Origin of the sequence: Streptomyces sp. NPDC098789, from assembly GCF_044759975.1 — a bacterium.
Lineage (GTDB): Bacteria > Actinomycetota > Actinomycetes > Streptomycetales > Streptomycetaceae > Streptomyces.
The window spans coordinates 304,310-325,648 of sequence record NZ_JBIWAJ010000006.1; the positions used below are offsets into that span (position 1 = coordinate 304,310).

At 71.3% G+C, this 21,339-nt stretch carries 21 protein-coding genes; 7 read left to right on the forward strand and 14 right to left on the reverse strand.

Annotation, left to right across the window (positions count from 1 at the left end; all coding sequences use genetic code 11):
• Window positions 1-145: 145 nt before the first annotated feature.
• From ACIQWR_RS16000 to ACIQWR_RS16030, 7 genes are all read right to left on the reverse strand, one after another.
• Window positions 146-1,537: a nucleobase:cation symporter-2 family protein gene (locus tag ACIQWR_RS16000; protein WP_404009171.1), complete on the reverse strand. Its 1,392-nt coding sequence runs from the start codon at window positions 1,535-1,537 to the stop codon at window positions 146-148.
• A gap of 299 nt (window positions 1,538-1,836) precedes the next feature.
• Window positions 1,837-3,240 (reverse strand): 8-oxoguanine deaminase, encoded by a 1,404-nt coding sequence (locus ACIQWR_RS16005; protein WP_404009173.1) that lies wholly within the window; start codon window positions 3,238-3,240, stop codon window positions 1,837-1,839.
• 189 nt (window positions 3,241-3,429) lie between these two features.
• Entirely contained in the window at window positions 3,430-4,353 is a 924-nt protein-coding gene (pucL, locus tag ACIQWR_RS16010; protein WP_404009176.1) for a factor-independent urate hydroxylase, read from the reverse strand.
• Between the two features lie 2 nt (window positions 4,354-4,355).
• A complete protein-coding gene (uraH, locus tag ACIQWR_RS16015; RefSeq protein WP_399260365.1) occupies window positions 4,356-4,745 on the reverse strand; it encodes a hydroxyisourate hydrolase in 390 nt (129 codons plus the stop codon).
• A complete protein-coding gene (uraD, locus tag ACIQWR_RS16020; RefSeq protein WP_404009179.1) occupies window positions 4,742-5,254 on the reverse strand; it encodes a 2-oxo-4-hydroxy-4-carboxy-5-ureidoimidazoline decarboxylase in 513 nt (170 codons plus the stop codon). Before uraD ends, uraH begins: the two co-directional genes overlap by 4 nt.
• A 151-nt stretch (window positions 5,255-5,405) precedes the next feature.
• Window positions 5,406-5,804, reverse strand: a complete 399-nt coding sequence (locus tag ACIQWR_RS16025) for a helix-turn-helix domain-containing protein (RefSeq protein WP_399260369.1) — start codon at window positions 5,802-5,804, stop codon at window positions 5,406-5,408.
• On the reverse strand, window positions 5,801-6,052 hold the full coding sequence (locus tag ACIQWR_RS16030; RefSeq protein WP_354383872.1) for a hypothetical protein: 252 nt from the start codon (window positions 6,050-6,052) through the stop codon (window positions 5,801-5,803). The genes ACIQWR_RS16025 and ACIQWR_RS16030 overlap by 4 nt, the downstream gene beginning before the upstream one ends.
• 125 nt (window positions 6,053-6,177) lie before the next feature.
• Between ACIQWR_RS16030 and ACIQWR_RS16035 the strand changes: the two genes are divergently transcribed.
• The 3 genes from ACIQWR_RS16035 to ACIQWR_RS16045 all read left to right on the forward strand — a co-directional run bounded on the left by ACIQWR_RS16035 (window position 6,178) and on the right by ACIQWR_RS16045 (window position 9,677).
• Window positions 6,178-7,011, forward strand: coding sequence for a TIM barrel protein (locus tag ACIQWR_RS16035; protein ID WP_404009183.1), 834 nt, complete (start codon window positions 6,178-6,180; stop codon window positions 7,009-7,011).
• 75 nt (window positions 7,012-7,086) lie between these two features.
• Window positions 7,087-7,977 (forward strand): 2-hydroxy-3-oxopropionate reductase, encoded by an 891-nt coding sequence (locus tag ACIQWR_RS16040; protein ID WP_404009186.1) that lies wholly within the window; start codon window positions 7,087-7,089, stop codon window positions 7,975-7,977.
• 242 nt (window positions 7,978-8,219) lie between these two features.
• The gene (locus ACIQWR_RS16045) at window positions 8,220-9,677 is read left to right on the forward strand and encodes a catalase (protein WP_404009393.1); all 1,458 of its coding nucleotides are present in this window, start codon (window positions 8,220-8,222) and stop codon (window positions 9,675-9,677) included.
• 494 nt (window positions 9,678-10,171) lie between these two features.
• Here ACIQWR_RS16045 and ACIQWR_RS16050 read toward each other — a convergent pair whose 3' ends face one another.
• Entirely contained in the window at window positions 10,172-11,161 is a 990-nt protein-coding gene (locus ACIQWR_RS16050; RefSeq protein WP_404009189.1) for a nitrilase-related carbon-nitrogen hydrolase, read from the reverse strand.
• Window positions 11,158-12,171 carry an agmatine/peptidylarginine deiminase gene (locus ACIQWR_RS16055; protein WP_404009192.1) on the reverse strand — a complete coding sequence of 338 codons (1,014 nt, stop codon included), beginning with the start codon at window positions 12,169-12,171 and terminating at the stop codon, window positions 11,158-11,160. The genes ACIQWR_RS16050 and ACIQWR_RS16055 overlap by 4 nt, the downstream gene beginning before the upstream one ends.
• Before the next feature lie 163 nt (window positions 12,172-12,334).
• Here ACIQWR_RS16055 and ACIQWR_RS16060 point away from each other — a divergent pair, with 163 nt between their 5' ends.
• Window positions 12,335-12,925, forward strand: a complete 591-nt coding sequence (locus ACIQWR_RS16060) for a TetR/AcrR family transcriptional regulator (protein WP_404009195.1) — start codon at window positions 12,335-12,337, stop codon at window positions 12,923-12,925.
• 164 nt (window positions 12,926-13,089) lie between these two features.
• Here ACIQWR_RS16060 and gcl read toward each other — a convergent pair whose 3' ends face one another.
• Window positions 13,090-14,877, reverse strand: coding sequence for a glyoxylate carboligase (gcl, locus tag ACIQWR_RS16065; protein WP_404009198.1), 1,788 nt, complete (start codon window positions 14,875-14,877; stop codon window positions 13,090-13,092).
• Window positions 14,878-15,114: 237 nt separating this feature from the next.
• Here gcl and ACIQWR_RS16070 point away from each other — a divergent pair, with 237 nt between their 5' ends.
• The 3 genes from ACIQWR_RS16070 to ACIQWR_RS16080 all read left to right on the forward strand — a co-directional run bounded on the left by ACIQWR_RS16070 (window position 15,115) and on the right by ACIQWR_RS16080 (window position 17,224).
• Complete coding sequence (locus tag ACIQWR_RS16070) at window positions 15,115-15,891, forward strand: hypothetical protein (protein ID WP_404009201.1); 777 nt, start codon at window positions 15,115-15,117, stop codon at window positions 15,889-15,891.
• 115 nt (window positions 15,892-16,006) lie between these two features.
• Complete coding sequence (locus ACIQWR_RS16075) at window positions 16,007-16,495, forward strand: glutathione peroxidase (RefSeq protein ID WP_404009204.1); 489 nt, start codon at window positions 16,007-16,009, stop codon at window positions 16,493-16,495.
• A 126-nt stretch (window positions 16,496-16,621) separates the two neighbouring features.
• Window positions 16,622-17,224, forward strand: a complete 603-nt coding sequence (locus tag ACIQWR_RS16080) for a GNAT family N-acetyltransferase (RefSeq protein ID WP_404009207.1) — start codon at window positions 16,622-16,624, stop codon at window positions 17,222-17,224.
• Here ACIQWR_RS16080 and ACIQWR_RS16085 read toward each other — a convergent pair.
• From ACIQWR_RS16085 to ACIQWR_RS16100, 4 genes are read right to left on the reverse strand one after another with little or no spacing between them, the layout of a single operon-like run.
• The gene (locus tag ACIQWR_RS16085; RefSeq protein ID WP_404009210.1) at window positions 17,200-18,000 is read right to left on the reverse strand and encodes a nucleoside 2-deoxyribosyltransferase domain-containing protein; all 801 of its coding nucleotides are present in this window, start codon (window positions 17,998-18,000) and stop codon (window positions 17,200-17,202) included. The genes ACIQWR_RS16080 and ACIQWR_RS16085 overlap by 25 nt on opposite strands.
• Window positions 17,990-18,832 (reverse strand): alpha/beta fold hydrolase, encoded by an 843-nt coding sequence (locus tag ACIQWR_RS16090; protein ID WP_404009213.1) that lies wholly within the window; start codon window positions 18,830-18,832, stop codon window positions 17,990-17,992. Before ACIQWR_RS16090 ends, ACIQWR_RS16085 begins: the two co-directional genes overlap by 11 nt.
• Before the next feature lie 29 nt (window positions 18,833-18,861).
• Window positions 18,862-19,818, reverse strand: coding sequence for a macrolide 2'-phosphotransferase (locus tag ACIQWR_RS16095; RefSeq protein ID WP_404009216.1), 957 nt, complete (start codon window positions 19,816-19,818; stop codon window positions 18,862-18,864).
• Window positions 19,815-21,332: an AMP-binding protein gene (locus ACIQWR_RS16100; RefSeq protein WP_404009219.1), complete on the reverse strand. Its 1,518-nt coding sequence runs from the start codon at window positions 21,330-21,332 to the stop codon at window positions 19,815-19,817. The genes ACIQWR_RS16095 and ACIQWR_RS16100 overlap by 4 nt, the downstream gene beginning before the upstream one ends.
• Window positions 21,333-21,339 lie beyond the last annotated feature (7 nt).

A 21,339-nucleotide genomic window follows, 5' to 3' on the forward strand; every position in this document is an offset into this window, starting at 1 on the left:
GCCCCCCCCCCGGCCGGGGTGCCGCCCCCCCCCCCCCCCCCCCCCCCCCCCCCCCCCCCCCCCCCCCCCGCCCCCGCCCCCCCGGCCCCCCGGGGGCCCCCCCCCCCCGGGGGGGGGGGGGGCCCCCCCACCGCCGTACGTCCGCTCAATGCGCCGGGACCGCTTCCGGGGCCGCGGTCTGCGCCGCGCCCTGCCTGCTGCCCAGGTGATTGAAGGCCAGGTTGAGCGCGATCGCCACCACGCAGCCCGTGCTGATCCCGGAGTCGAGGACGACCAGCAGGTCCTTCGGGAAGGCGTGGTAGAAGGTCGGGGCCGCGATCGGGATCAGGCCGATCCCGAGGGAGGCGGCGACGATCAGGGCGTTCTCGCCCTTCTCCATGGCCGCGCCCGCCAGGGTCTGGATGCCGCTGGCCGCGACCGAACCGAAGAGGACGATGCCCGCGCCGCCGAGCACCGGCAGCGGGACCAGGGCGATCACGGACGCCGCCATCGGGCACAGGCCCAGCAGGATCAGGATGCCGCCGCCGGCCGCGACGACGAACCGGCTGCGCACCTTGGTCATGGCGACCAGCCCGATGTTCTGGGCGAAGGCGCTGCACATGAAGCCGTTGAAGAGCGGGCTGATGGCGCTGCCGAGGGTGTCGGCGCGCAGTCCGCCCTCGATGGTCCTCGCGTCCGCGGGGCGGCCCACGATCTTGCCCAGGGCCAGGATGTCGGCGGTGGACTCGGTCATGCAGACCAGCATGACGATGCACATCGAGATGATGGCGGCGACCTGGAACTGCGGGGCCCCGAAGTGGAACGGGGACGGGAAGCCGACCAGGTCGGCGTTCTTGATGGGGGCGAAGTCCGTCATGCCGAGCGGGATCGCGATCAGCGTGCCGACGACCAGACCGAGCAGGATCGCGATCTGCTGGAGGAAGCCGCGCAGGAACTTGCGCATCAGCAGGACGACGACGAGGGTGACGGCGGCCATCCCGATGTTCCGCATCGAGCCGTAGTCGGTGGCGGTGCGGTTGCCGCCCTGGGACCAGTTGAAGGCCACGGGCAGCAGCGATACGCCGATGAGGGTGATCACCGTACCGGTGACGACCGGCGGGAAGAAGCGGACCAGCCTGCCGAAGTAGGGGGCCGCGAAGAAGCCCAGCAGACCGGCGACCATGATCGCGCCGAATATGACGGGTATGGCGTCGGCGCCCTCGCCCTTGCCGATCGCGATCATCGGGGTCACACCGGCGAAGGAAACGCCGTTGACGAAGGGGAGTTTGGCGCCGATCTTCCAGAACCCGAGGGTCTGGAGGAGGGTGGCGAGTCCTGCGGTGAAGAGCGAGGCGCCCATCAGGAAGGCCGTCTCGGTCGGGGAGAGCCCGACGGCCGGACCGACGATCATCGGCGGGGCGACCACACCGGCGTACATGGCGGCCACGTGCTGGAGACCGCTCGTGAACATTTTCAGCGGAGGCAGGGTCTCGTCGACCGGGTGCTTCTCCTCCGCTACTGCGACTGCGTCTTTGCGAAACCTGGGCATTGCGGCCACGGCTTCCTCCGGTCGGTTAAACACGTCGGCAGGGACGTGGGTGTCTTGGAGGTGGTGCGAAAGCTGTGCGAGTCGAGCCTGTGAACCGTGTGGAGTTATGGGGGGGGTGGCGGAGGGCTGGAGGTGCCGTGGCAGTGGCGCGGGGTGCGCGCGGTGGGGAGAGCGGAGCGAGTGGCACGAGTCACCGTCCCCGGGGGCGCCGAAAAGAAGGCGGCACCACCCGGGAGCGGCTGCCGCGGACCCCGCTCGGGTCCGCGGCGACCGGTCGAGGGCCGTCCCCCCCGACCGGACTCCGTGGGTCAGGCCTGCGCGGAGATCCGCGCGAGGCGCTGCGCCTCTTCACGGGTGGACACCGCGATGGCGTCCTCGTCCGCGAAGAGCAGTCGGTTGTTCTCGACGATCTGCTTGCCGTTGACGAACGAAGCCGTCACGGGGGCCGCGGCGCCGAAGACCAGCGCGGTGACCGGGTCGGCGATCGAGGAGTGCAGGAAGGTGCTGAGGTTCCACATCACCAGGTCGGCGCACTTGCCGACCTCCAGCGAACCGATGTTGTCGGCCCGGCCGAGGACCTGGGCGCCGCCGTAGGTGCCCAGGCGCAGGGCCTGGCGCGCGTTGAGGGCGCGCTCGCGGTGGACGGTGTTCAGGCGGTTGATGAGGAGCGCGTTGCGCAGCTCGGTGTGCAGCTCGCCCGACTCGTTGGAGGCGGTGCCGTCCACGCCGAGGCCGACCGGAACACCGGCGGCGAGCATGTCCGGGACGCGGGCGATGCCCGCGGCCAGGCGCGCGTTGGAGGACGGGCAGTGCGCCACGCCGGTCTTGGTACGGGCGAAGGCGGCGATGTCGGAGTCGTTCATGTGGACGCTGTGCGCCATCCACACGTCCTCGCCGAGCCAGCCGGTCGACTCGAAGTAGTCGGTCGGGCCCATGCCGAACAGTTCCTTGCAGAACTGCTCCTCCTCGACGGTCTCCGAGCCGTGCGTGTGCATGCGCACGCCAAGGCGGCGGGCCAGCTCGGCGCCCTGCTTCAGCAGCTCGGTGGAGACCGAGAAGGGGGAGCAGGGGGCGACGGCGACCTGGGTCATCGCGTCGAAGGAGGCGTCGTGGTACTTCTTCACGGTCGCCTCGGTGTCGGCGAGCGCGCCTTCGAGGGTCTCGACCGCGTGGTCCGGCGGCAGGCCGCCGTCCTTCTCGCTGCGGTCCATCGAGCCGCGGGCGAGGGTGAAGCGGACGCCCATCTCGGACGCGGCGCGGATGATCGAGCCGGAGAGGTCGCCGGAGCCCTTGGGGAACACGTAGTGGTGGTCCATGGCGGTGGTGACGCCGCCCTTGGCCATCGCACCGAGGGAGCCCTGCGCGGCCGTGTACGTCATCTGCTCGTCGATGCGCGCCCAGGTCGGGTACAGCGCGACGAGCCAGTTGAAGAGGTTGTGGTCGGTGGCCAGACCACGCGTGATCCACTGGTAGAAGTGGTGGTGCGTGTTGACCAGACCGGGGGTCACGAGGTGCCCGGTGCCGTCGATCCGACGGACGACGTTCTCGAGGTTCTCGGGGGCCTTGCCCGCGCCGATGGACTCGATCTTGTTGCCGGCGACGACGACGTGGCCCGAGGCGTACTCGGTGTCCTTCGCGTCGACGGTCGCAATCGCACAGTTCTCGATGACGATGCGCTCTACCGCGCCGTCAATGGCTGCCGATGCTGCCATGGGACTTCCTCGTGCTTTCAGTGGCGGTACGGGCACGGCAAAGCCCAGGGTTTTGAGTGCCGGAGCCGGGGGCCTTGACAGCTGACAGTACTGCCGCCCCGTGTGGTGCGTCCGGGTGCCGATTCAGGAAGTTGAAGGGTGTCGCGCGGTCCCGGGGCCACTGCGGAGCCCCGGGACGCGCGTGCCGCGTCAGAGGTTGGTCATGTCCACGGGGATGCGGGCGTCGACGCCGTCCCGGAGGACCGTCGCCTCGATGAGACCGTACGGGCGGTCCGCGGCGAAGTAGACCTCGTTGTCGTTCTTGAGGCCGAAGGGCTCCAGGTCGACGAGGAAGTGGTGCTTGTTCGGGAGCGAGAAGCGGACCTCGTCGATCTCCGAACGGTGGTTGATGATGCGCGAACCCATCTGGTACAGGGTCTGCTGCAGCGACAGGGAGTAGGTCTCCGCGAAGGCCTGCAGCATGTGCTTGCGGGCCTCGGCGTAGGACTTCTCCCAGTTGGGCATCCGCTGCTCGTCGTCCGACCAGTTGAAGCGCCAGCGGGCGGAGACCTGGGTCGCCAGGATCCGGTCGTAGGCTTCCTTGAGGGTCGTGTACTTGTCCTTCACGTAACCCCAGAACTCGGAGTTCGTGGAGTTCATGACGGTCAGGTCCTTGAGGCCGGAGATGACCTCCCAGTTCTGACCGTCGTACGTGATCTGGGTGACCCGGGTCTCCTGGCCCTCACGGACGAAGGAGTGGTTCACCTCGTCGGAGCCGATGAACTTCGAGTTGGCGTCCGAGGTGGCGATCCGGCTCCAGGAGTACTCCTCGATCCGGATCCGGGCCTTCTTGATCGGCTCCTGGCTGTTCACGAACCAGCGCGCCAGGTGGATGCCGAACTGCTCGGCGGACTCGATGCCGTGCTCCTTGGCGAACGCGTACACCGTGTTCTTGGTGGTGTCCGTCGGAAGCACGTTGGCGTTCGAGCCGGAGTAGTGGACGTCGTCCATGTCGCCCGAGAGGGCGACCGAGACGTTCAGGTCCTTGATGTGGTGCGTGTCGCCGTCCCGCGTGATCTTGACGACGCGGTTCTCTGCTTTGCCGTACTGGTTCTGGCCCAGAATCGTGGCCATGACTAGCTCCCTCGGTAAACGGAGTAGCCGAACGGGTTGAGCAGCAGCGGTACGTGATAGTGCTCGCCCGGGTTGACCGCGAACGTGATGGTCACCTCGGGGAAGAACGCACCGCTGTCCCTTACGCGGGGGGCGTCCTGCTGCGCCTCGGCTTGCTTCTTTGCGAAGTACGTCTCGGTCTCGAAATCGAGGCGTACGTGGGTGGTGCCCTCCGGCAGAGCCGGCAGGTCCTTGCAGCGGCCGTCCACATCGGTGGCGGAGCCGCCCAGGGCGGTCCACGCGCCGTCGAGGCCCGTACGGGCCGACAGGGCGATGGCCACGCCTTCGGCGGGGCGGCCGATGCTCGTGTCCAGGATGTGCGTGGACACGGAAGCGGTGGTGTCGGTGCTCATGCGCTCTCTTCCTCGGCGAGTCGGGTCAGGCGGATCCGGTTGATCTTCACCAGTTCGCCGCGGGCGATCTCTCGCTCCTGCTCCGGCGAGTGGGCGATCCGGGTCTTGACCGCGTCCCGCATGAACTCACCGGTCGCACCGGTGGCGCAGATGAGGAAGACGTGTCCGAACTTCTCCTGGTAGGCCAGGTTCAGTTCGAGCAGCTCGGTCTTCAGCTCTTCGGAAGCTCCGGCCATCCCCCGCTGTTCGCGGGCGGAGGTCGGGTCACCAGGCTTCGGCCGGCCGATCGGCGCGTGTCCCCCCATCGCCTCGCCCAGGTCCTCGGCGGTCAGTTCCGCCATGGCGGACTCGTTGGCCGAGAAGAGGGTGTCGACGGTGGCGAAGGGGCGCTGGGCGAGCATCTTGCTCCCCCAGGCCGAGCTGGCGCACACCTCGTGCAGCTCAGCCGTGGCCGCGCTGTCGTCCAAGGTGTTGATCCGGGTGAGACCCGGGGTCGGACTCGAAGTCACGGTAGGCCTCCGTGGCCTTGTTGCTTAACGGGCTGGGCATAGCTAACGCCCTCGACAACACGGCGTCAACACTTTGTTGAAACTTCCCGTACACAAAAGCCGCCGCCCGGGTGAATAGGGCGGCGGCTCGTCACTGTGGGTCAAGCGACGTTCACTCCGGGGTCGGCTTGCCGGCCGCTTTGGGAGGGTTCGACTCCCTGTTCAAGTAGTTGTAGACGGTGAAGCGGCTGACCCCGAGGGCGCCCGCGACCGTCTCCACGCCGTGCCGGACCGAGAAGGCGCCGCGCGCCTCCAGTATCCGCACGACGTCCTGCTTGGTCTTGCGGTCCAGCTGCGACAACGGTACGCCGTGCCGGCGCTCCAGCGCCGACAGGATGTGGTCCAGCGAGTCGGACAGCTGCGGGAGCCGCACGGCGAGCAGGTCCTGGCCCTCCCAGGCGAGCACGACGTCGTCCGGCTGGGCCAGGGCGGGATCCATCAGCTCGCCGCCCATCGCGTCCACCAGCGGCTTGACCGCGGCGACGAACGGGTGGTCGCGGGGTTCGGTCACGGCGTTCCCTCCCCGATGACATTGACCTGGAGGGACACCCGCGTGGCGCCGGCGCCGAGCGCGTCGCGCAGCAGCGCAGTGACCGCGTCCAGCACGGCGTCCGACTCCCCCTCGGCGGTATTGCCGAAGGGACCGACGTCCATCGCGTCCAGGTGCGCCCGCCGCATGACCTCGCGAGCGGCCACGGCATGGGCAGGAGCCTCTTCGAGATCGAAGGGCTCGGTCGTGAACTCCACTCTCAATCGCACGCGGTCAAGCTACCCCGCACTCGGGATTTTTCGGGAGTCCGCACTTGACAGCCACGCGAACCTCGATGCAGTCTTCCATCAAGCAGAAAACAACTTCCGCGATACGGAAGGAGCGCACACCCCTCATGGGATACACGGACCAGCGCTTCGATGTGAACCTCTCGATCCTCTTCACGGAACTCCCGCTCCTGGAGCGTCCCGCGGCTGCCGCCGCGGCCGGCTTCACCGCGGTCGAGCTGTGGTGGCCCTGGATCGAAACCCCCACTCCCGCCCAGTCGGAGCTGGACGCCCTCAAGAAGGCTCTTGAGGACGCCGGCACCCAGCTGGTGGGCCTGAACTTCTACGCCGGCCAGCTGCCCGGACCGGACCGCGGTGCGGTATCCGTGCCGGGCGAGGAGTCGGACCGCTTCAACGCCAACATCAACGTGGCCGCGGACTTCGCCGCCTCGGTCGGCTGCAAGGCCCTGAACGCCCTCTACGGCAACCGCGTCGAGGGTGTGGACCCGGCGGTCCAGGACGAGCTGGCCCTGGAGAACCTGGTCGTGGCGGCCCGCGCCGCCGACCGGGTCGGAGCGATCCTCCTGATCGAGACGCTCAACAAGCCGGAGTCGCCGCTCTACCCGCTGGTGAGCGCCCCCGCCGGCATCGAGGTGGTGGACAAGGTGAACGAGGCCACCGGCCTCGGCAACGCCAAGTTCCTGCTCGACCTGTACCACCTGGCGATGAACGATGAGGACCTCTCCGAGGTCATCGAAAAGTACGCCGCCAAGACCGGGCACGTCCAGATCGCGGACAAGCCGGGACGCGGCGCCCCCGGCACCGGCGAGCTTCCCCTGGAGGAGCTCCTGGACCAGCTGAAGAAGGCCGGATACGAGGGCTACGTAGGCCTCGAGTACAAGGCCGCCGACGCCGCCGCGTCCTTCGAGTGGCTGGCCGCCGAGGCCCGCGCCGCGAAGTAGGCGGACAAAGTCCGGGCGATCGGCCAGGCACGCCACACACTTTTCGTACAAAGCATTAAGAGAAGGACCCTCATCATGAGCAACCTCCCCAAGCTCGCTTGGATCGGCCTCGGAATCATGGGCTCCCCCATGGCCGAGAACCTCCTGAAGGCCGGTTACTCGGTCACCGGCTTCACGCTGGAGCAGGACAAGCTGGACCGCCTGGCCGCCGCCGGCGGCAGCGCCGCCGGCTCGATCGCCGAGGCCGTCAAGGACGCCGACGTCATCATCACGATGGTGCCCGCCTCCCCGCAGGTCGAGGCCATCTCGTACGGCCCGAACGGCATCCTCGAGAACGCCAAGTCCGGCGCGCTGATCATCGACATGTCGTCGATCACCCCGCAGACCTCGGTCGACCTGGCGAAGAACGCTGCCGAGAAGGGCATCCGCGTCATCGACGCGCCCGTCTCCGGCGGCGAGGCCGGTGCCATCGAGGCCGTACTGTCGATCATGGTCGGCGGCGAGCAGGCCGACTTCGACGAGGCGCTCCCGGTCCTGGAGACCCTCGGCAAGACCATCGTGCTCTGCGGCCCGCACGGCTCCGGCCAGACGGTCAAGGCCGCGAACCAGCTCATCGTCGCGGTGAACATCCAGGCGTGCGCCGAGGCCGTCGTCTTCCTCGAGAAGTCCGGCGTGAACCTCCAGGCCGCCCTGGACGTCCTCAACGGCGGTCTGGCCGGCTCCACGGTCCTGACCCGCAAGAAGGACAACTTCCTGAACCGCGACTTCAAGCCCGGTTTCCGGATCGACCTGCACCACAAGGACATGGGCATCGTCACCGACGCCGCCCGCAACGTCGGTGCGGCCCTCCCGGTCGGCGCGGTCGTCGCCCAGCTGGTCGCCTCGCTGCGCGCCCAGGGTGACGGCGGCCTGGACCACTCCGCGCTGCTGCGCGCGGTCGAGCGCCTCTCCGGCGCCCAGATCTGAGCCCGCGGCCCGCACGCCGGGCCGCCGCTCCCTCCCCTTCGGGGGACCTGAGTTTCCGGATGGTGCCGGTGCTGACACCTGTCCTGTCGCGCCCAAGCGCCGGCACCGTCCGGATCACCTCACCTCCAGCCTTTCTTCATCTTTCTTCAACAAACTGTTGACGTTGAGTTCTTGCCGAAATTAGGCTCCTCCGCATGACGGAAGACTCTTTCCGCCAGCAGTTACCCGTACGGAAGGTCACCATGTCGAAGCGCACGCTGACGACCGAGTCCGGCGCCCCGGTCGCCGACAACCAGAACTCCGCCACCGCCGGCGTCGGTGGCCCGCTCCTGATTCAGGACCAGCAGCTCCTTGAGAAGCTCGCCCGCTTCAACCGCGAGCGCATCCCGGAGCGCGTGGTGCACGCCCGCGGCAGCGCCGCGTACGGCCACTTCGAGGTGACGGACGACGTCACCGCGTACACCAGCGCCGCGTTCCTGAACACGGTCGGCAAGAAGACCGAGACCTTCCTGCGGTTCTCCACCGTGGCCGACTCGCTCGGCGGCGCGGACGCCGTGCGCGACCCCCGCGGTTTCGCCCTGAAGTTCTACACCGAAGAGGGCAACTACGACCTCGTCGGCAACAACACCCCGGTGTTCTTCATCAAGGACCCGATCAAGTTCCCCGACTTCATCCACTCCCAGAAGCGCGACCCCTTCACGGGCAAGCAGGAGCCGGACAACGTCTGGGACTTCTGGGCGCACGCCCCCGAGGCGACGCACCAGATCACCTGGCTGATGGGTGACCGCGGCATCCCGGCGTCCTACCGCCACATGAACGGCTACGGCTCCCACACGTACCAGTGGACCAACGCCCAGGGCGAGTCCTTCTTCGTCAAGTACCACTTCAAGACGAACCAGGGCATCCGCTGCCTCTCGGGCGAGCAGGCCGCCGAGCTCGTCGGCTCGGACGCGAACTCGCACCAGACCGACCTGCTCCAGGCGATCGAGCGCGGCGTGAACCCGAGCTGGACGCTCTACGTCCAGATCATGCCGGCCGCCGAAGCCGCGGACTACCGCTTCAACCCCTTCGACCTCACCAAGGTGTGGCCGCACACCGACTACCCGCTGCAGCGCGTGGGTCGCCTGGTCCTCGACCGCAACCCGGACAACGTCTTCGCCGAGGTCGAGCAGTCGGCGTTCTCCCCGAACAACTTCGTCCCGGGCATCACCGCCTCGCCGGACAAGATGCTCCAGGGTCGCCTCTTCGCCTACGCCGACGCCCAGCGCTACCGCCTCGGTGTGAACCACACCCTGATCCCGGTGAACGCCCCGAAGGCGACGAAGGCCGACAACTACGGCCGCGACGGCGTCATGGCGCTGCGCAACGGCTCGCGCCACGACAAGAACTACGAGCCCAACTCGCACCAGGGTCCGGCCGAGACCGGCCTGGCGCTCGGCGCTCCGCTCGCGGTCAGCGGCTACACGGGCACGCACGAGGCCCCGGCCCACACCAAGGACGACGACTTCTTCCAGGCCGGCGAGCTCTACCGGCTGATGTCCGAGGACGCCAAGCAGCGTCTGGTGGCGAACATCGCCGGTGGCCTCTCGCAGGTCACCCTGGAGGACGTCATCGAGAAGAACCTGGCTCACTTCCACGCCGCGGACGCCGACTACGGCAAGCGCGTCGAGGAGGCCGTTCGCGCCCTGCGCGAAGGCTGAGAGCCCACAGGCTGCGTCCGGAATTTGACGGGAGGTCAGATTCCGGGTGCTGAGCCCGCACCGCGAAACCGGATGAGGGGTGGTACGCGGTGGGGGCAGGACGAGGACCGCGGTGGTGTCGAGCCAGTGCGGTGGTAAAGGCCCAGCGGCTTGTCTCTTGACCTGAGGGAGACGAAGCCAAGGTGTCCTGTCGCCACCACCGCGGTCCCAGCCACTCCTCTCCTTCTCCTTATATATAGGGGGCCACGCACAGAGCCCCCTGTGGACCAAGGAGAACGAGCAGGACCACCTCCCCCTAGACCCCGCCCGTCGGAGTCACAGCAGTGCCCCACATACCCCGCCCGGCGGGTGCGAATGTCCTGTCGCGCCAGCCTCGTCCCGTCGGGCGGTAACAGACCAGAGCGCCGAGTCACGGACGGTCCCGTGACTCGGCGCTTTGTCGTGTCCGCAGCGCCCGGTACCGGCTGTACGGGCTGTACGGGCTGTACGGGCTCTCAGCCGGTCCGCTCGGTGAGCTGGCCGTAGAGCTCCGGGCGCCGGGTCTGCATCAGGCCGAACTCCAACCAGTCCCGGCGCTGGTCGAGGTCGAGGTCGGCGACCAGGACGGCCGGGCGGTCGCGGGGGGCGCGGAGCACGACCCGGCCGTAGGGGTCGGAGATGAACGAGGACCCGTAGAAGGTCGAGCGGCCCTCGGTGCCGATCCGGTTCGGCACGATCATGAAGAGGGCGTTGGCCAGGCCGTTGGCGCTGATCGCGTGCTCCCACATGGGCCGGGTGTCGAAGTCCGGGAGGTCCACCTCCGAGCCGATGGCCGTGGGGTGCACCAGGATCTCCGCCCCGTGCAGACCGTAGGCCCGGGCCAGCTCGGGGAACCACTCGTCCCAGCAGGTCGGGAAGCCGAAGCGGGCCCCTTCGAGGCCGACCACCGGGAATCCGCTGTCGCCGGGGCGGAAGCACAGGTCCTCGCGGTAGCCGGGGAAGGCCGGGATGTGGTTCTTGCGGGTGCGGGCGATCAGCTTGCCGTCCGGGTCCACGCAGACGGCGGTGTTGTAGCCGAGGCCGCCGTCCTCGGCCCGCTCGTAGAGCGAGGCGTGCACGGTGATGCCGAGGCCGGTGGCCAGTTCGGTGATCAGCCGGACGGTCGGGCCGCTCTCCACGTCCTCCAGGTAGCGGGCGGCGCCGTCGGCCATGGGGTCGTCGGTGTTGCAGAAGTAGGGGCTGCGGGTCAGCTCGGGCAGGCAGACCACCTTCGCGCCCTCGGAGGCGGCCAGCGCCACGCCCTCGCGCAGCCGCTCGTCGTGCTCGGCCTCGTCGGCGTACCAGCGCATCTGGACCAGACCGACGCGCAGCGCGGGGCGCTCGGCGGGCTGGAACCGGGCCGGGGAGCCGAGCGGGGAGCCGTAGCAGGTGTGGAGCTCGTACCCGTCGGCCGACGCCGTGGCGGTGACGGTGCCCGTACCGGCGGCGGGGGCGGCGGTGCTCATGCGGTGAGGTCCTTCGGGATCTGCTGCGTGATGCAGTGGACGCCGCCACCGCCGTAGGCGAGGACCGGGGCCGGTACGCCGACCACCTTGCGGCCGGGCAGGGCCTCGGCGATGACGGCGAGGGCCGCCTCGTCCGCCGCGGTGCCGCCGACCGGGACCACGCAGCCGCCGTTGGCCAGGTAGAAGTTGAGGTAGCAGACCTCGACCGGGGCGCCGTCCACCTCGCCGTAGACGGTCTGCGGGACCTTGACGATCTCCAGGGCGCGGCCGCGGGCGTCCGTACTGGCCTCCAGGACGGCGAGGTTGGCGCGCATCCGGGCGTAGTCGGGGTGCGCCGGGTCCTCCGGGAGGGAGACGACCACCTTGGCGGGCGCGGCGAAGGCGGCGACGCCGTCGACGTGTCCGTCGGTCTCGGTGTCCTCCAGGCCCCCGTAGGGCAGCCAGATCACCTTCTCGACGCCGAGCCGGCGCTTCAGCTCGTCCTCGATCTCGGTGCGGCTCATCCGCGGATTCCGGTTGGGGTGGAGCAGGCACTGCTCGGTGGTGATCAGGGTGCCCTCGCCGTCCACGGTGAAGGCGCCGCCCTCCAGGATCATCGAGGAGTGCACGCGCGGGATGCCGAGGCGGTCCAGCAGCAGCGCCGAGAGCTTGTCGTCGGCGGCCCAGGGGTGGTGCTTCTCGCCCCACGCGTTGAACCGGAAGTCGACGCCGACGCGGGCGCCGTGCTCGTCGTAGGCGAAGATCGGGGCGGAGTCGCGGAGCCAGGAGTCGTCGAGGGGCAGCTCGGTGACCTCGATGCCGGGGTCGTCGCCGCAGAAGGCGCGGGCCTCGTCGGCGCGGCCGGGTGCGGCGATCATGATGACCGGCTCGAAGGCGGCGATGGCGCGGGCCACGGCGGCGTACTCGTGCTTGGCGGCCTCGAAGGCGGGGCCCCACAGGGACGGACGGGTCGGCCAGGCCATCAGGCAGGCTTCGTGCTCGGCCCACTCGGCGGGCATGCGCGGGTTCATCGGAGTACTCCCTCGGTGCGGCGGGCCCCGGCTCCTTTCGGCTGACTAAATTTTCAGTCAGAACGATTCGCCTGAAAGGCGGGTCAGGAAGGCCGGTGAGGGCTATCGTGATACCTGACTGAAAGGTCAGTCAAGGGGTAACCGACCGGAAGGTGCGATCCGCGTGGCAGATCGTCAAGTGCTGATCCTCGAAGCAGCGGTACGGGTCATCGCGCGCAGCGGCGTCAGGGGCCTGCGCGTCGAGGAGCTGGCGGCCGAGGCCGACGTCTCGACCGCGCTGATCTACTACCACTTCAAGGACCGCGCGGGCCTGATCCGGCGCACCCTCGACTTCATCAGCGCCCGTGCCACCGGCTACACCGACGAGGCCCACAGCAGCGCGCAGGACCCCCGCGCGCTCCTCCTCCAGCTCCTGCTCGGCGAGCTCCAGGACACCGCCCGGGTCCGCGAGAACAGCATCGCGTGGGGCGAGCTGCGGGCCAGCGCCATCTTCGACGACGACCTGCGCGAGACCCTGGCCCGATCCACGCGCACCTGGTGCCGCGACACCGCCGACTCGGTCGCCGATGCCCAGGCGGCCGGACTCGCCGACCTGCGGGCCGACCCGGAGGACGTCGCGGAGCGGCTCACGGCGCTGGTGGAGGGGTTGAGCGAGCGCTGGCTGAGCGGCTCGCTGACGGTCGAGCGGGCCCGCGCCCTGCTCTCCGGCGCGGTGGACGCGGAGCTGGGCCGGCGCCCCGCCGAGCCCCTCTAGGGCCCGGGCCCGCCCGTCGGGGGGCGGGCGGGACCGGGCCGTCCGGTGGAACGGGGGCGGGACCTGGGGCCCGGATGTGACGCGGAACGGCCCCCGTCCCTCCTGGAGGAGGGACGGGGGCCGTTCGGTGCTGCTAGACCGGCCTGGTGGAACCAGGCGTGGAACTAGGCGGAGATCGGGCGGATCGCGGTCGGGGCGTGACCCGGCTCGGTCGCGAGCTCTTCGAACTCGGTGACGTCGCTCATGTCGACCGTCTTGCTCATCGAGATGTTGGTGATGCGCTCCAGGATGGCCTCGACGACGACCGGGACGCTGAACTCGGCGGCCAGCTTCTTGGCCTCCTCCAGGGCGGCACCCAGCTCGTTCGGGTCCGTGACGCGGATGGCCTTGCAGCCGAGACCCTCGACGACCTTGACGTGGTCGACGCCGTAGACGCCCAGCTCGGGGGCGTTGATGTTCTCGAATTCGAGGTTGACCTCGAAGTTGATGCCGAGACCACCCTGCGCCTGACGGATCAGGCCCAGGTAGGCGTTGTTCACCAGGACGTGGACGTACGGGATCTTGTGCTGCGCACCGACGGCCAGCTCCTCCAGCATGAACTGGAAGTCGTAGTCGCCGGACAGGGCGACGACGGGGGTCTGCGGGTCGGCGGTGGCGACGCCCAGCGCGGCCGGGATGGTCCAGCCGAGCGGGCCGGCCTGGCCACAGTTGATCCAGTGGCGCGGCTTGAAGACGTGCAGCATCTGCGCACCGGCGATCTGGGACAGACCGATGGTGGTGACGTAGCGGGTCTCCGGGCCGAAGGCCTTGTTCATCTCCTCGTAGACGCGCTGCGGCTTCATGGGGATGTTGTCGAAGTGCGTGCGGCGCTGCAGCGAGCCCTTGCGCTCCAGGTGCGAGGCGACCCAGGCGCTGTAGTCGGGCAGCTTGCCCTCGGCCTTGAGCTCCTTGGCGACCTCGATGAAGATCGTCAGCGCGGCCTTGGCGTCGGAGACGATGCCCAGGTCCGGGGCGAAGATCTTGCCGATCTGGGTGGGCTCGATGTCGACGTGGACGAACTTGCGGTCGCCGCGGTAGGCGTCCAGGTTGTAACCGGTGTGGCGGTTGGCCCAGCGGTTGCCGATGCCCAGGACGAAGTCCGACTCCAGGAACGTCGCGTTGCCGTAGCGGTGCGAGGTCTGGACGCCGACCATGCCGGCGGCCAGCTCGTGGTCGTCCGGGATGGTGCCCCAGCCCATGAGGGTGGAGATGACCGGGACGCCGACGAGCTCGGCGAACTCGACCAGCAGGTCGGAGGCGTCGGCGTTGATGATGCCGCCACCGGCGACGATCAGCGGACGCTCGGAGGCGAGCAGGTACTGGATCGCGCGCTCGGCCTGCTTGCGGGTCGCGGCCGGCTTGTGCACCGGCAGCGGCTCGTACAGGTCGGGGTCGAACTCGATCTCGGTCAGCTGGACGTCGATCGGGAGGTCGATGAGGACCGGGCCCGGACGGCCGGAGCGCATCAGGTAGAAGGCCTCCTGGAACACGCCGGGGACCTGCGCGGCCTCCAGGACCGTGGTGGCCTTCTTGGTGACCGGCTTGGCGATCGACGCGATGTCGACGGCCTGGAAGTCTTCCTTGTGGAGCTTGGAGACCGGGGCCTGACCGGTGATGCACAGGATCGGGATCGAGTCCGCGATGGCCGAGTACAGGCCGGTGATCATGTCGGTACCGGCGGGGCCGGACGTACCGATGCAAAGGCCGATGTTGCCCGGGGTCGTGCGGGTGTAGCCCTCGGCCATGTGCGAGGCGCCCTCGACGTGGCGGGCGAGGGTGTGGGCGATGCCGCCCACGTTCTTGAGCTCGCGGTAGAACGGGTTGATCGCAGCGCCGGGCACGCCGAACGCTTGCGAAACGCCCTCGCGCTTGAGGATCTCCACTGCAGCGGCGGCGGCTGTCATACGAGGCATCGAGTTCTCCTGCGGGTCTGACGGTCAGGCTTTTCCGTAATCCGGAAGTTTTGTTCTACTATACGGAACAAGCTAAGCGGCGGCCTCCCGCACGTCAAGGCGGTGGGGAACCCCGGAAAGCACCAAAAGCCGCGATCTTCTCGGTGAGTTGTACTAATGACCGGGTCCGGGGGCACGGCGGTGGTGGAGCATGGACCCACCCGCGGGGGTGCGCGGCGACGGAGGGGGCACACGGCCATGGCGGAATCGGTCCCGGTGCGCTGCCCGGCGTGCCTGCGCGAGAACGGCTACACCGCCCCCGCCTTCCCCTGCGCCTGCGGGAGCCCGGTCACACCCCCGCTGGACCGCTCGGCGGCACCCCGGCCGCTGACCCGGCGCACCTGGTCGGAGGCCTGGGTCGCGGTGCGGTGCGGGGCCTGCGGGCGGGTGGGCGAGTGGCCGCACCCCGAGGTGGGCTGCGGGTCGTGCGGGACGGTGTGCCGGGTGCCGGTGCACCCGGTGGATTCCGTGGGCCCCGGGGATCCGGGACGTCCCCGGCACCAGGGGCACGCGGTGGATCCGGGGCACCTGGCGGATCCGCGGGCCGCGCACATCCCGCTGCCGCCGACCGCGCCCGCGCCGCGGCCCGCCTTCCGGCCGGTGACCATCCGTACGGCCCGGGACGCGGTGTCGACGGCCGCCCTGTACCTGCGCTGGCTGGGCTTCACGGACGTGCGCCAGCCCGACGGGCCTGCGCTGCCCGCCGCGGCGGTGGACCTGCGGGCGCCCGGACTGGTCGCCCAGGTGGATCCGACGACGGCGCCGACCGGGCTGCGCGCGGTGGAGTGCGTCTGGCTGAACGGCCTGACCGCGTCCTCGTCCTGCGCCTACTTCTCCCTGGCCGGGTACACGCAGGACGCCAGGGAGCGCGCGGACGACCTGGGCATACCGCTCTTCGTGATGGACCTGACCGGAATGCCACAGCCGGTCAACGACCCGGCGGACGAACTGGTGGGGACGGGGGCCCGGGGCTGAGCCCGGCGGGACGCCCTAGGGTCGGACGGAACGCGGAACGCGGAACGCGGCGGAACACGTCGTTCGCGCGCGTTGTTGCTCCCTCTGTCAGTCCTGCCCTTCCAAGGAGAGCGCCTTGAGCCTGTACGACATCCCCCTGAACACCCTGTCCGACGAGCCCACCAGCCTCGCGGCGCACAAGGGCAAGGCGATCCTGCTGGTGAACACCGCCTCCCAGTGCGGGCTGACCCCGCAGTACTCGGGACTGGCCCGCCTCCAGTCCAAGTACGCCGAGAAGGGCTTCACGGTCATCGGCGTGCCGTGCAACCAGTTCGGCGGCCAGGAGCCCGGCACGGCGGACGACATCCAGACGTTCTGCGCCACCGGTTTCGGCGTCACCTTCCCCATGCTGGAGAAGTCCGAGGTCAACGGTGAGAACCGGCACCCGCTGTACACGGAGCTGGTGAAGACCGCCGACGCCGAGGGCGAGGCGGGCGACATCCAGTGGAACTTCGAGAAGTTCCTGATCTCCCCCGCGGGCGAGGTCGTCGGCCGCTTCCGTCCGCGCACGGAGCCCGAGGCCCCCGAGGTCCTCGCCGCCATCGAGGCGCTGCTCCCCGCCTGACCCACCGCAGCCGGCCCGGCCGGGTCCGTCCCGGCCGGGCCCCGGCCTGCGGGCGGGGGCCGCGCGGGGCGTCGTAACCGGCTGAAACCCGCCCCTTCCCGGGCAGGACGGTCGTAGCCTCGCGCCATGACCACTCCTTTGCAGACCCCCGGCACCGACGGCGCGGCCTACGCGCTCCGGGCCGCCCGGCCCGAGGACGCCGAGGCCATCGAGGCGCTCGACGGGTCCTTCACCACCACGAGCGTCTTCCGGGTGGCCGTCACCGCCGACGGCTTCGCGCTGCGCGAGGTCCCGGTGGACCCGCCCCTGACCAAGGTCTTCCCCGAGGATGACGGCAGCGGCGGCGCGGACGGTGAGGACGGCGAGGAGGAGGACGGCGAGGAGGACGGCGACCACACCGTCGTGGCCGTCGGCGCCGACGGCGGGCTCGCCGGCTTCGTCACCGTCTCCTACAACCCGTGGAACCGCCGGCTGACCATCGAGGACATCGAGGTCGCCCCGGAGCACCGGGGCCGTGGCGTGGGCCGGGCTCTGATGGGGCGCGCGCGGGACGTGGCGCGCGAGCGCGGCGCCGGGCACGTCTGGCTGGAGGTCACCAACGTCAACGCCCCGGCAGTGCACGCCTACCGCCGGATGGGCTTCGCCTTCTGCGGCCTGGACACCACCCTCTACCAGGGCACCGAGTCGGAGGGCGAGCACGCCCTCTACATGAGCGCTCCCTGCCCCTGAGCCGCGAGCAGCCGGTGGACGCCGGGGGCGGCCCCGTCGCCCGGCGCCACCTCGACGGTCAGCAGCCAGGCGGCGGCGTCCGGGCCGGCGTCCGGCGCGTACCACTCGACGCGCGCGTCGAGCAGGCGGTCTCCGGCCTCGCGGCGCCGCGCGTACCACTGCCGGAACTCCGCGCTGCGCCACACCGCCAGCGGTACGGAGCGCTCACCGCCGGCCCGCTCCTCCCCCGGGCCGGCGACGCGCAGGGCCGCGGCGGCGGCGCCCCCGACGGTCCGTTCCACGGGCACGCCCAGCGCCTCGGCGAAGTGCAGCAGGTACGCCATGCGCTCGGCCCGCGGCGGCGCGCCGAGCACGGCGCGGCCGGAGGCGCACCAGGTGCCCCACTTGATGTTCGAGACCAGGCCGGGCAGCCGCTCCATGTCCCGGGGGATCCAGAAGAGGATCGCGTCCGAGCGGCGCATGGCCTCCTCCTCCCAGGCGATCTGGTCCGCGTACGGGGGGTAGCCGCCACCGGGTGCCGGCTCGGGCAGAAAGACCACCAGCCTGCCGGTGCCCGACCACGCGGCCCGCAGCGCGGCCACGGCGTCCGGGCGCCAGGAGGGCTCGGCGGGGTCGACGGGGGTGGGGCCGCACAGGTACACGGCCGCGGCCCAGGAGCCGGGCGCCTCCTGGCCGACGTACACGACGTCCACGCCGGGCGCGGTGGCGGGCGCGGTGGCGGGCGCGGTGGCGGGTTCGGTGGCGGGTTCGGTGGCGGGGGCCGTTTCAGTGGACACGGGCTGCTCCGGGGTCGGTCGGGGTCAGGGTGGCGAGGAAGTCCAGCAGGAGGGCGTTGAAGGCGGCGGGCCGTTCCAGGAAGCCGAGGTGGCCGGTGTCGGGCAGCACCGTCCAGCGGGCACCGGGGATCGCCCCCGCCACCTCCCGGCCCAGCGGCGCGGGCGCCAGCAGGTCGTCGGCGAAGCCCACGACCCGCACCGGTGCGGTGATCCGGGCGTAGTCGGCCAGCCGGTCGCGGTCCGGCGCGGCGGGGCCGTGGAGGGTCGCGGGGGCGGTCAGCGCGGCGATTTCGAACAGGTCGAGCCATTCCTCGACCGCGCCCCCGTCGGCCAGGGTCCGCGGCGAGAGGTTCTGTCCGAGGCGGACGAAGGCCTCGTACGCGGGCGGCAGCCGGCTGCCGCCCGCGTCGGCGAGGGCCGCTTCGGCGCGCGCCATCGCCCGACCGACCGGATCGGGCCGCCCCCGGGTCGCGGCGAGCAGCGCGCCACTGGCCAGCCGCGGCTCCTCCAGGAGCAGCTCCTGGACGGCGAGGGCGCCGAGGGAGTGGCCGACCAAGGGGCAGGGCGGCAGGCCCAGGACGCTCACCAGCTCGCTCACCGCGCGGGCGAGTCCGGCCGGTCCGCCCGCCCCGGGCGGGTGGTCGAAGGTCACCACCCGGTGCCCGGCCGCGGTCAGCGCGGGCACCTGGTGGTGCTCCCAGATCCGCCCGCTGCCGCCCGCCCCGGCGACCAGCACCACCGGTGCGCCCCCGGCACCGGCCGGGGCGTGGAGGGTGTACGCCGCTCCCCCGGGCGTGCGGCCCGTCGTACGGGCCGGCATGCGGTCCGGCATGCGGTCCGGCTCCGCACCGGCGGGCCCGGTCACGGCGCCATCCGGGTCAGCGCCGTGCGCACCCAGGCGGGGCGGCCGGTGTCCAGGCCGCGCAGGGCCACGTGCACCCACAGGAACGAGGCCCGTGCCAGGACGTGCGCCCGCATGCCGGCGCGGACCTCGCCGCCCGCCGCCCGGTAGGCGTCCAGGAGGCGGTCGAGGACCTCGGTCCCGCCCGCGTAGAGCATGTCGACGAAGTCGACCGCCGGGTCGCCCACGGCGGCGTTGGCCCAGTCCAGCAGCCCGGACAGGACCGGCGGCCCGGCCGGCGGGCGGACCACGAGGGTGTGCCCGGGGTGCACGTCACCGTGTACGAGCGTCAGCCGGCGCGGCCACAGGTCGTCGTCGTCGAGCCAGCTCTCCCAGCGCCGGATCCCCCGTGCGGGGAGCGGGAGTTCGGCCCGGGCCCGGGCGAGCCGGGCCGCGATCGCGGTGCGCACGGCATCGGGTCCGGCCGGGGCCGGGCCGGGCAGGAGCGGGGCGCCGTCGGCTCCTTCCAGCGCGGTGGCGTGCACCGCGACCAGGGTCCGGGCGAGCGGCTCCAGGTAGCCGGCCGGATGGGCGAGCGGGTCCGTCGACCAGCCGTAGACCAGAGTGTCGGGGTCCTCGCCGCCGGCCGGTTCGCCGGGCAGTCGGGGATAGGCGACCAGGTCCGGGGCGTGCAGGCGCCAGTCGGGCACCGGGACCGGAACGCGGTCGCGCACGGCGGCCAACACAGCTCCCTCCACGACGAGTTGGCGCGCGGCCTCGGGCCGCCGCGGGCTGCGCAGGATCCAGGGGGTTCCGTCGACGGCCCGGATGTGGGTGACCCGGAAGTCCCAGCCCGTGTCGTCGGGTCGGGCGCTCGCCGGGTCGAGTTCCACGCCGAGCTGCCGGGAGGCGCGGGCGGCGAGGGCGGCCGTGTCCTCGCCGGTGTCGGTGGGGGTGTTGGCGACTGTGTCGGTCATCGGTGCGCCCCCGCGGTCGGCACGTGCCGGTCACGGGTGGCGTCGCGGTCCACCTTGCCCGTGTGCGTGCGTTCCAGCTCCGCGACCGGGACGAGGAGGCTCGGCACCAGGTGCGGGGGCGCGGTGCGGGCCAGTCGGGCGCGGACCGCCGCCGCGACGGCGCCCGGGTCGTGGTCCGGCAGCGGCACGAAGAACGCCGCCAGCGTGCTGTGTTCGGCCCGTTCCACCCGGGCCGCGGCGACGGCCAGCACGCCCTCGCAGCCGCCGACGAGGGCCTCCACCGCGATCAGGTCCACCCGGTGGCCGCGGATCTTGACCTGGTGGTCGGAGCGGCCCCGGAAGACCACGGCGCCGTCGGCCGTCTCGGACACCAGGTCACCGGTGCGGTACCAGCGGGTTCCGTCGCGCTCGGCGAACCGGGCGGCGGTGCCCGCCGGGTCGCCGTGGTAGCCGAGGGCCAAACCCGGCCCGGACAGGTGCAGTTCACCGGTGGTGGCGTCGACGTACTGGCCGACGTGCGGCAGCGGTCGCCCGACGGGCAGGTCGCCGTCGGGGTCGGCGAGTGCCGGTGCGCCCGGCCCGGCCAACTGCACCGCGTGCGTCACCAGCGCGGTCTCGGTGGACCCGTAGGTGTTGAGCAGCCGCACGCCGGACGCGCCGAGGCGCTGCCAGCGCCGGAGCATGTCGGCGCGTACGGCCTCGCCGCCGATCACCACCGTGTGCAGGGACGGCGGGAGTTCGGCGCCCCGGTGGAGCAGGTCGCCGGTGAGGGCGTACCAGAAGCCGGTGGGCAGGACGGCGACGGAGACCTGCTGGTCCTCGACGACCTCGGCGAAGCGCTCGCGCGCCGCGTCGTCGATGACGAGGGTCGCGCCGGCGGTCAGGGTCGGGAGGATCTCCTCCAGGCTGGTGTCGCCGCCCGCGCCGTGGAAGTGCAGCACGCTCTCGCCCGGTCCGACGCCGTACAGGTCGCGCAGGAGCGGCACCACGGCGGCCGGCGCCCGGTGCGGCACCACCACGCCCTTGGGCTCGCCGGTGGAGCCCGAGGTGAACAGCACGTACGCGGGGTCCTCGGGGCCCGCGCCGGAGCGGGGGTGCGCGGCGGCCTGCGCGGGGGTCACCGGCGCGGGCGTCCAGCGCGGGCGGTGCACCACCGGGACGGGGGGCTGCCAGCCGGTGTCCGCGGTGGCGACGGCCTCGCGGACGCCGAGCCGGTCCAGGACCGCTTCCAGCCGGGCCGCGGGGTGGTCGGCCTCCAGCGGCACGTAGGCGCGGCCCGCCGCGAGTACGCCCAGGACGGCCGCCACGTCCCGGGCCGAGTGGTGCGCGACGATGCCCACGGGCGGCTGCGGCCGCCCGGTGCGCGGTGCGAGGGAGCCGGCCACCTCCAGCGCCCAGGCGGCGAGGGTGCCGTAGCCGACGGCGAGCCCGTTGTCGACGACGGCGGGGCGGGCCGGATCGGCGCGGGCCGTCGCGAAGAAGGGTTCCAGAAAAGCGATTCCGGCGGACTGCATTGTGATT

What these genes read in the sequence shown, in the direction of transcription:
- ACIQWR_RS16050 (WP_404009189.1), bottom strand. Translation starts at nt 11,161, where the DNA reads ATGAGCACCGCCGCCCCCGCCGCCGGTACGGGCACCGTCACCGCCACG.
- ACIQWR_RS16070 (WP_404009201.1), top strand. Translation starts at nt 15,115, where the DNA reads ATGGCGGAATCGGTCCCGGTGCGCTGCCCGGCGTGCCTGCGCGAGAAC.
- ACIQWR_RS16035 (WP_404009183.1), top strand. Translation starts at nt 6,178, where the DNA reads ATGGGATACACGGACCAGCGCTTCGATGTGAACCTCTCGATCCTCTTC.
- ACIQWR_RS16040 (WP_404009186.1), top strand. Translation starts at nt 7,087, where the DNA reads ATGAGCAACCTCCCCAAGCTCGCTTGGATCGGCCTCGGAATCATGGGC.
- ACIQWR_RS16095 (WP_404009216.1), bottom strand. Translation starts at nt 19,818, where the DNA reads ATGACCGACACAGTCGCCAACACCCCCACCGACACCGGCGAGGACACG.
- ACIQWR_RS16055 (WP_404009192.1), bottom strand. Translation starts at nt 12,171, where the DNA reads ATGAACCCGCGCATGCCCGCCGAGTGGGCCGAGCACGAAGCCTGCCTG.
- ACIQWR_RS16080 (WP_404009207.1), top strand. Translation starts at nt 16,622, where the DNA reads ATGACCACTCCTTTGCAGACCCCCGGCACCGACGGCGCGGCCTACGCG.
- gcl (WP_404009198.1), bottom strand. Translation starts at nt 14,877, where the DNA reads ATGCCTCGTATGACAGCCGCCGCCGCTGCAGTGGAGATCCTCAAGCGC.
- ACIQWR_RS16100 (WP_404009219.1), bottom strand. Translation starts at nt 21,332, where the DNA reads ATGCAGTCCGCCGGAATCGCTTTTCTGGAACCCTTCTTCGCGACGGCC.
- ACIQWR_RS16005 (WP_404009173.1), bottom strand. Translation starts at nt 3,240, where the DNA reads ATGGCAGCATCGGCAGCCATTGACGGCGCGGTAGAGCGCATCGTCATC.
- ACIQWR_RS16090 (WP_404009213.1), bottom strand. Translation starts at nt 18,832, where the DNA reads ATGCCGGACCGCATGCCGGCCCGTACGACGGGCCGCACGCCCGGGGGA.
- ACIQWR_RS16045 (WP_404009393.1), top strand. Translation starts at nt 8,220, where the DNA reads ATGTCGAAGCGCACGCTGACGACCGAGTCCGGCGCCCCGGTCGCCGAC.
- uraH (WP_399260365.1), bottom strand. Translation starts at nt 4,745, where the DNA reads ATGAGCACCGACACCACCGCTTCCGTGTCCACGCACATCCTGGACACG.
- pucL (WP_404009176.1), bottom strand. Translation starts at nt 4,353, where the DNA reads ATGGCCACGATTCTGGGCCAGAACCAGTACGGCAAAGCAGAGAACCGC.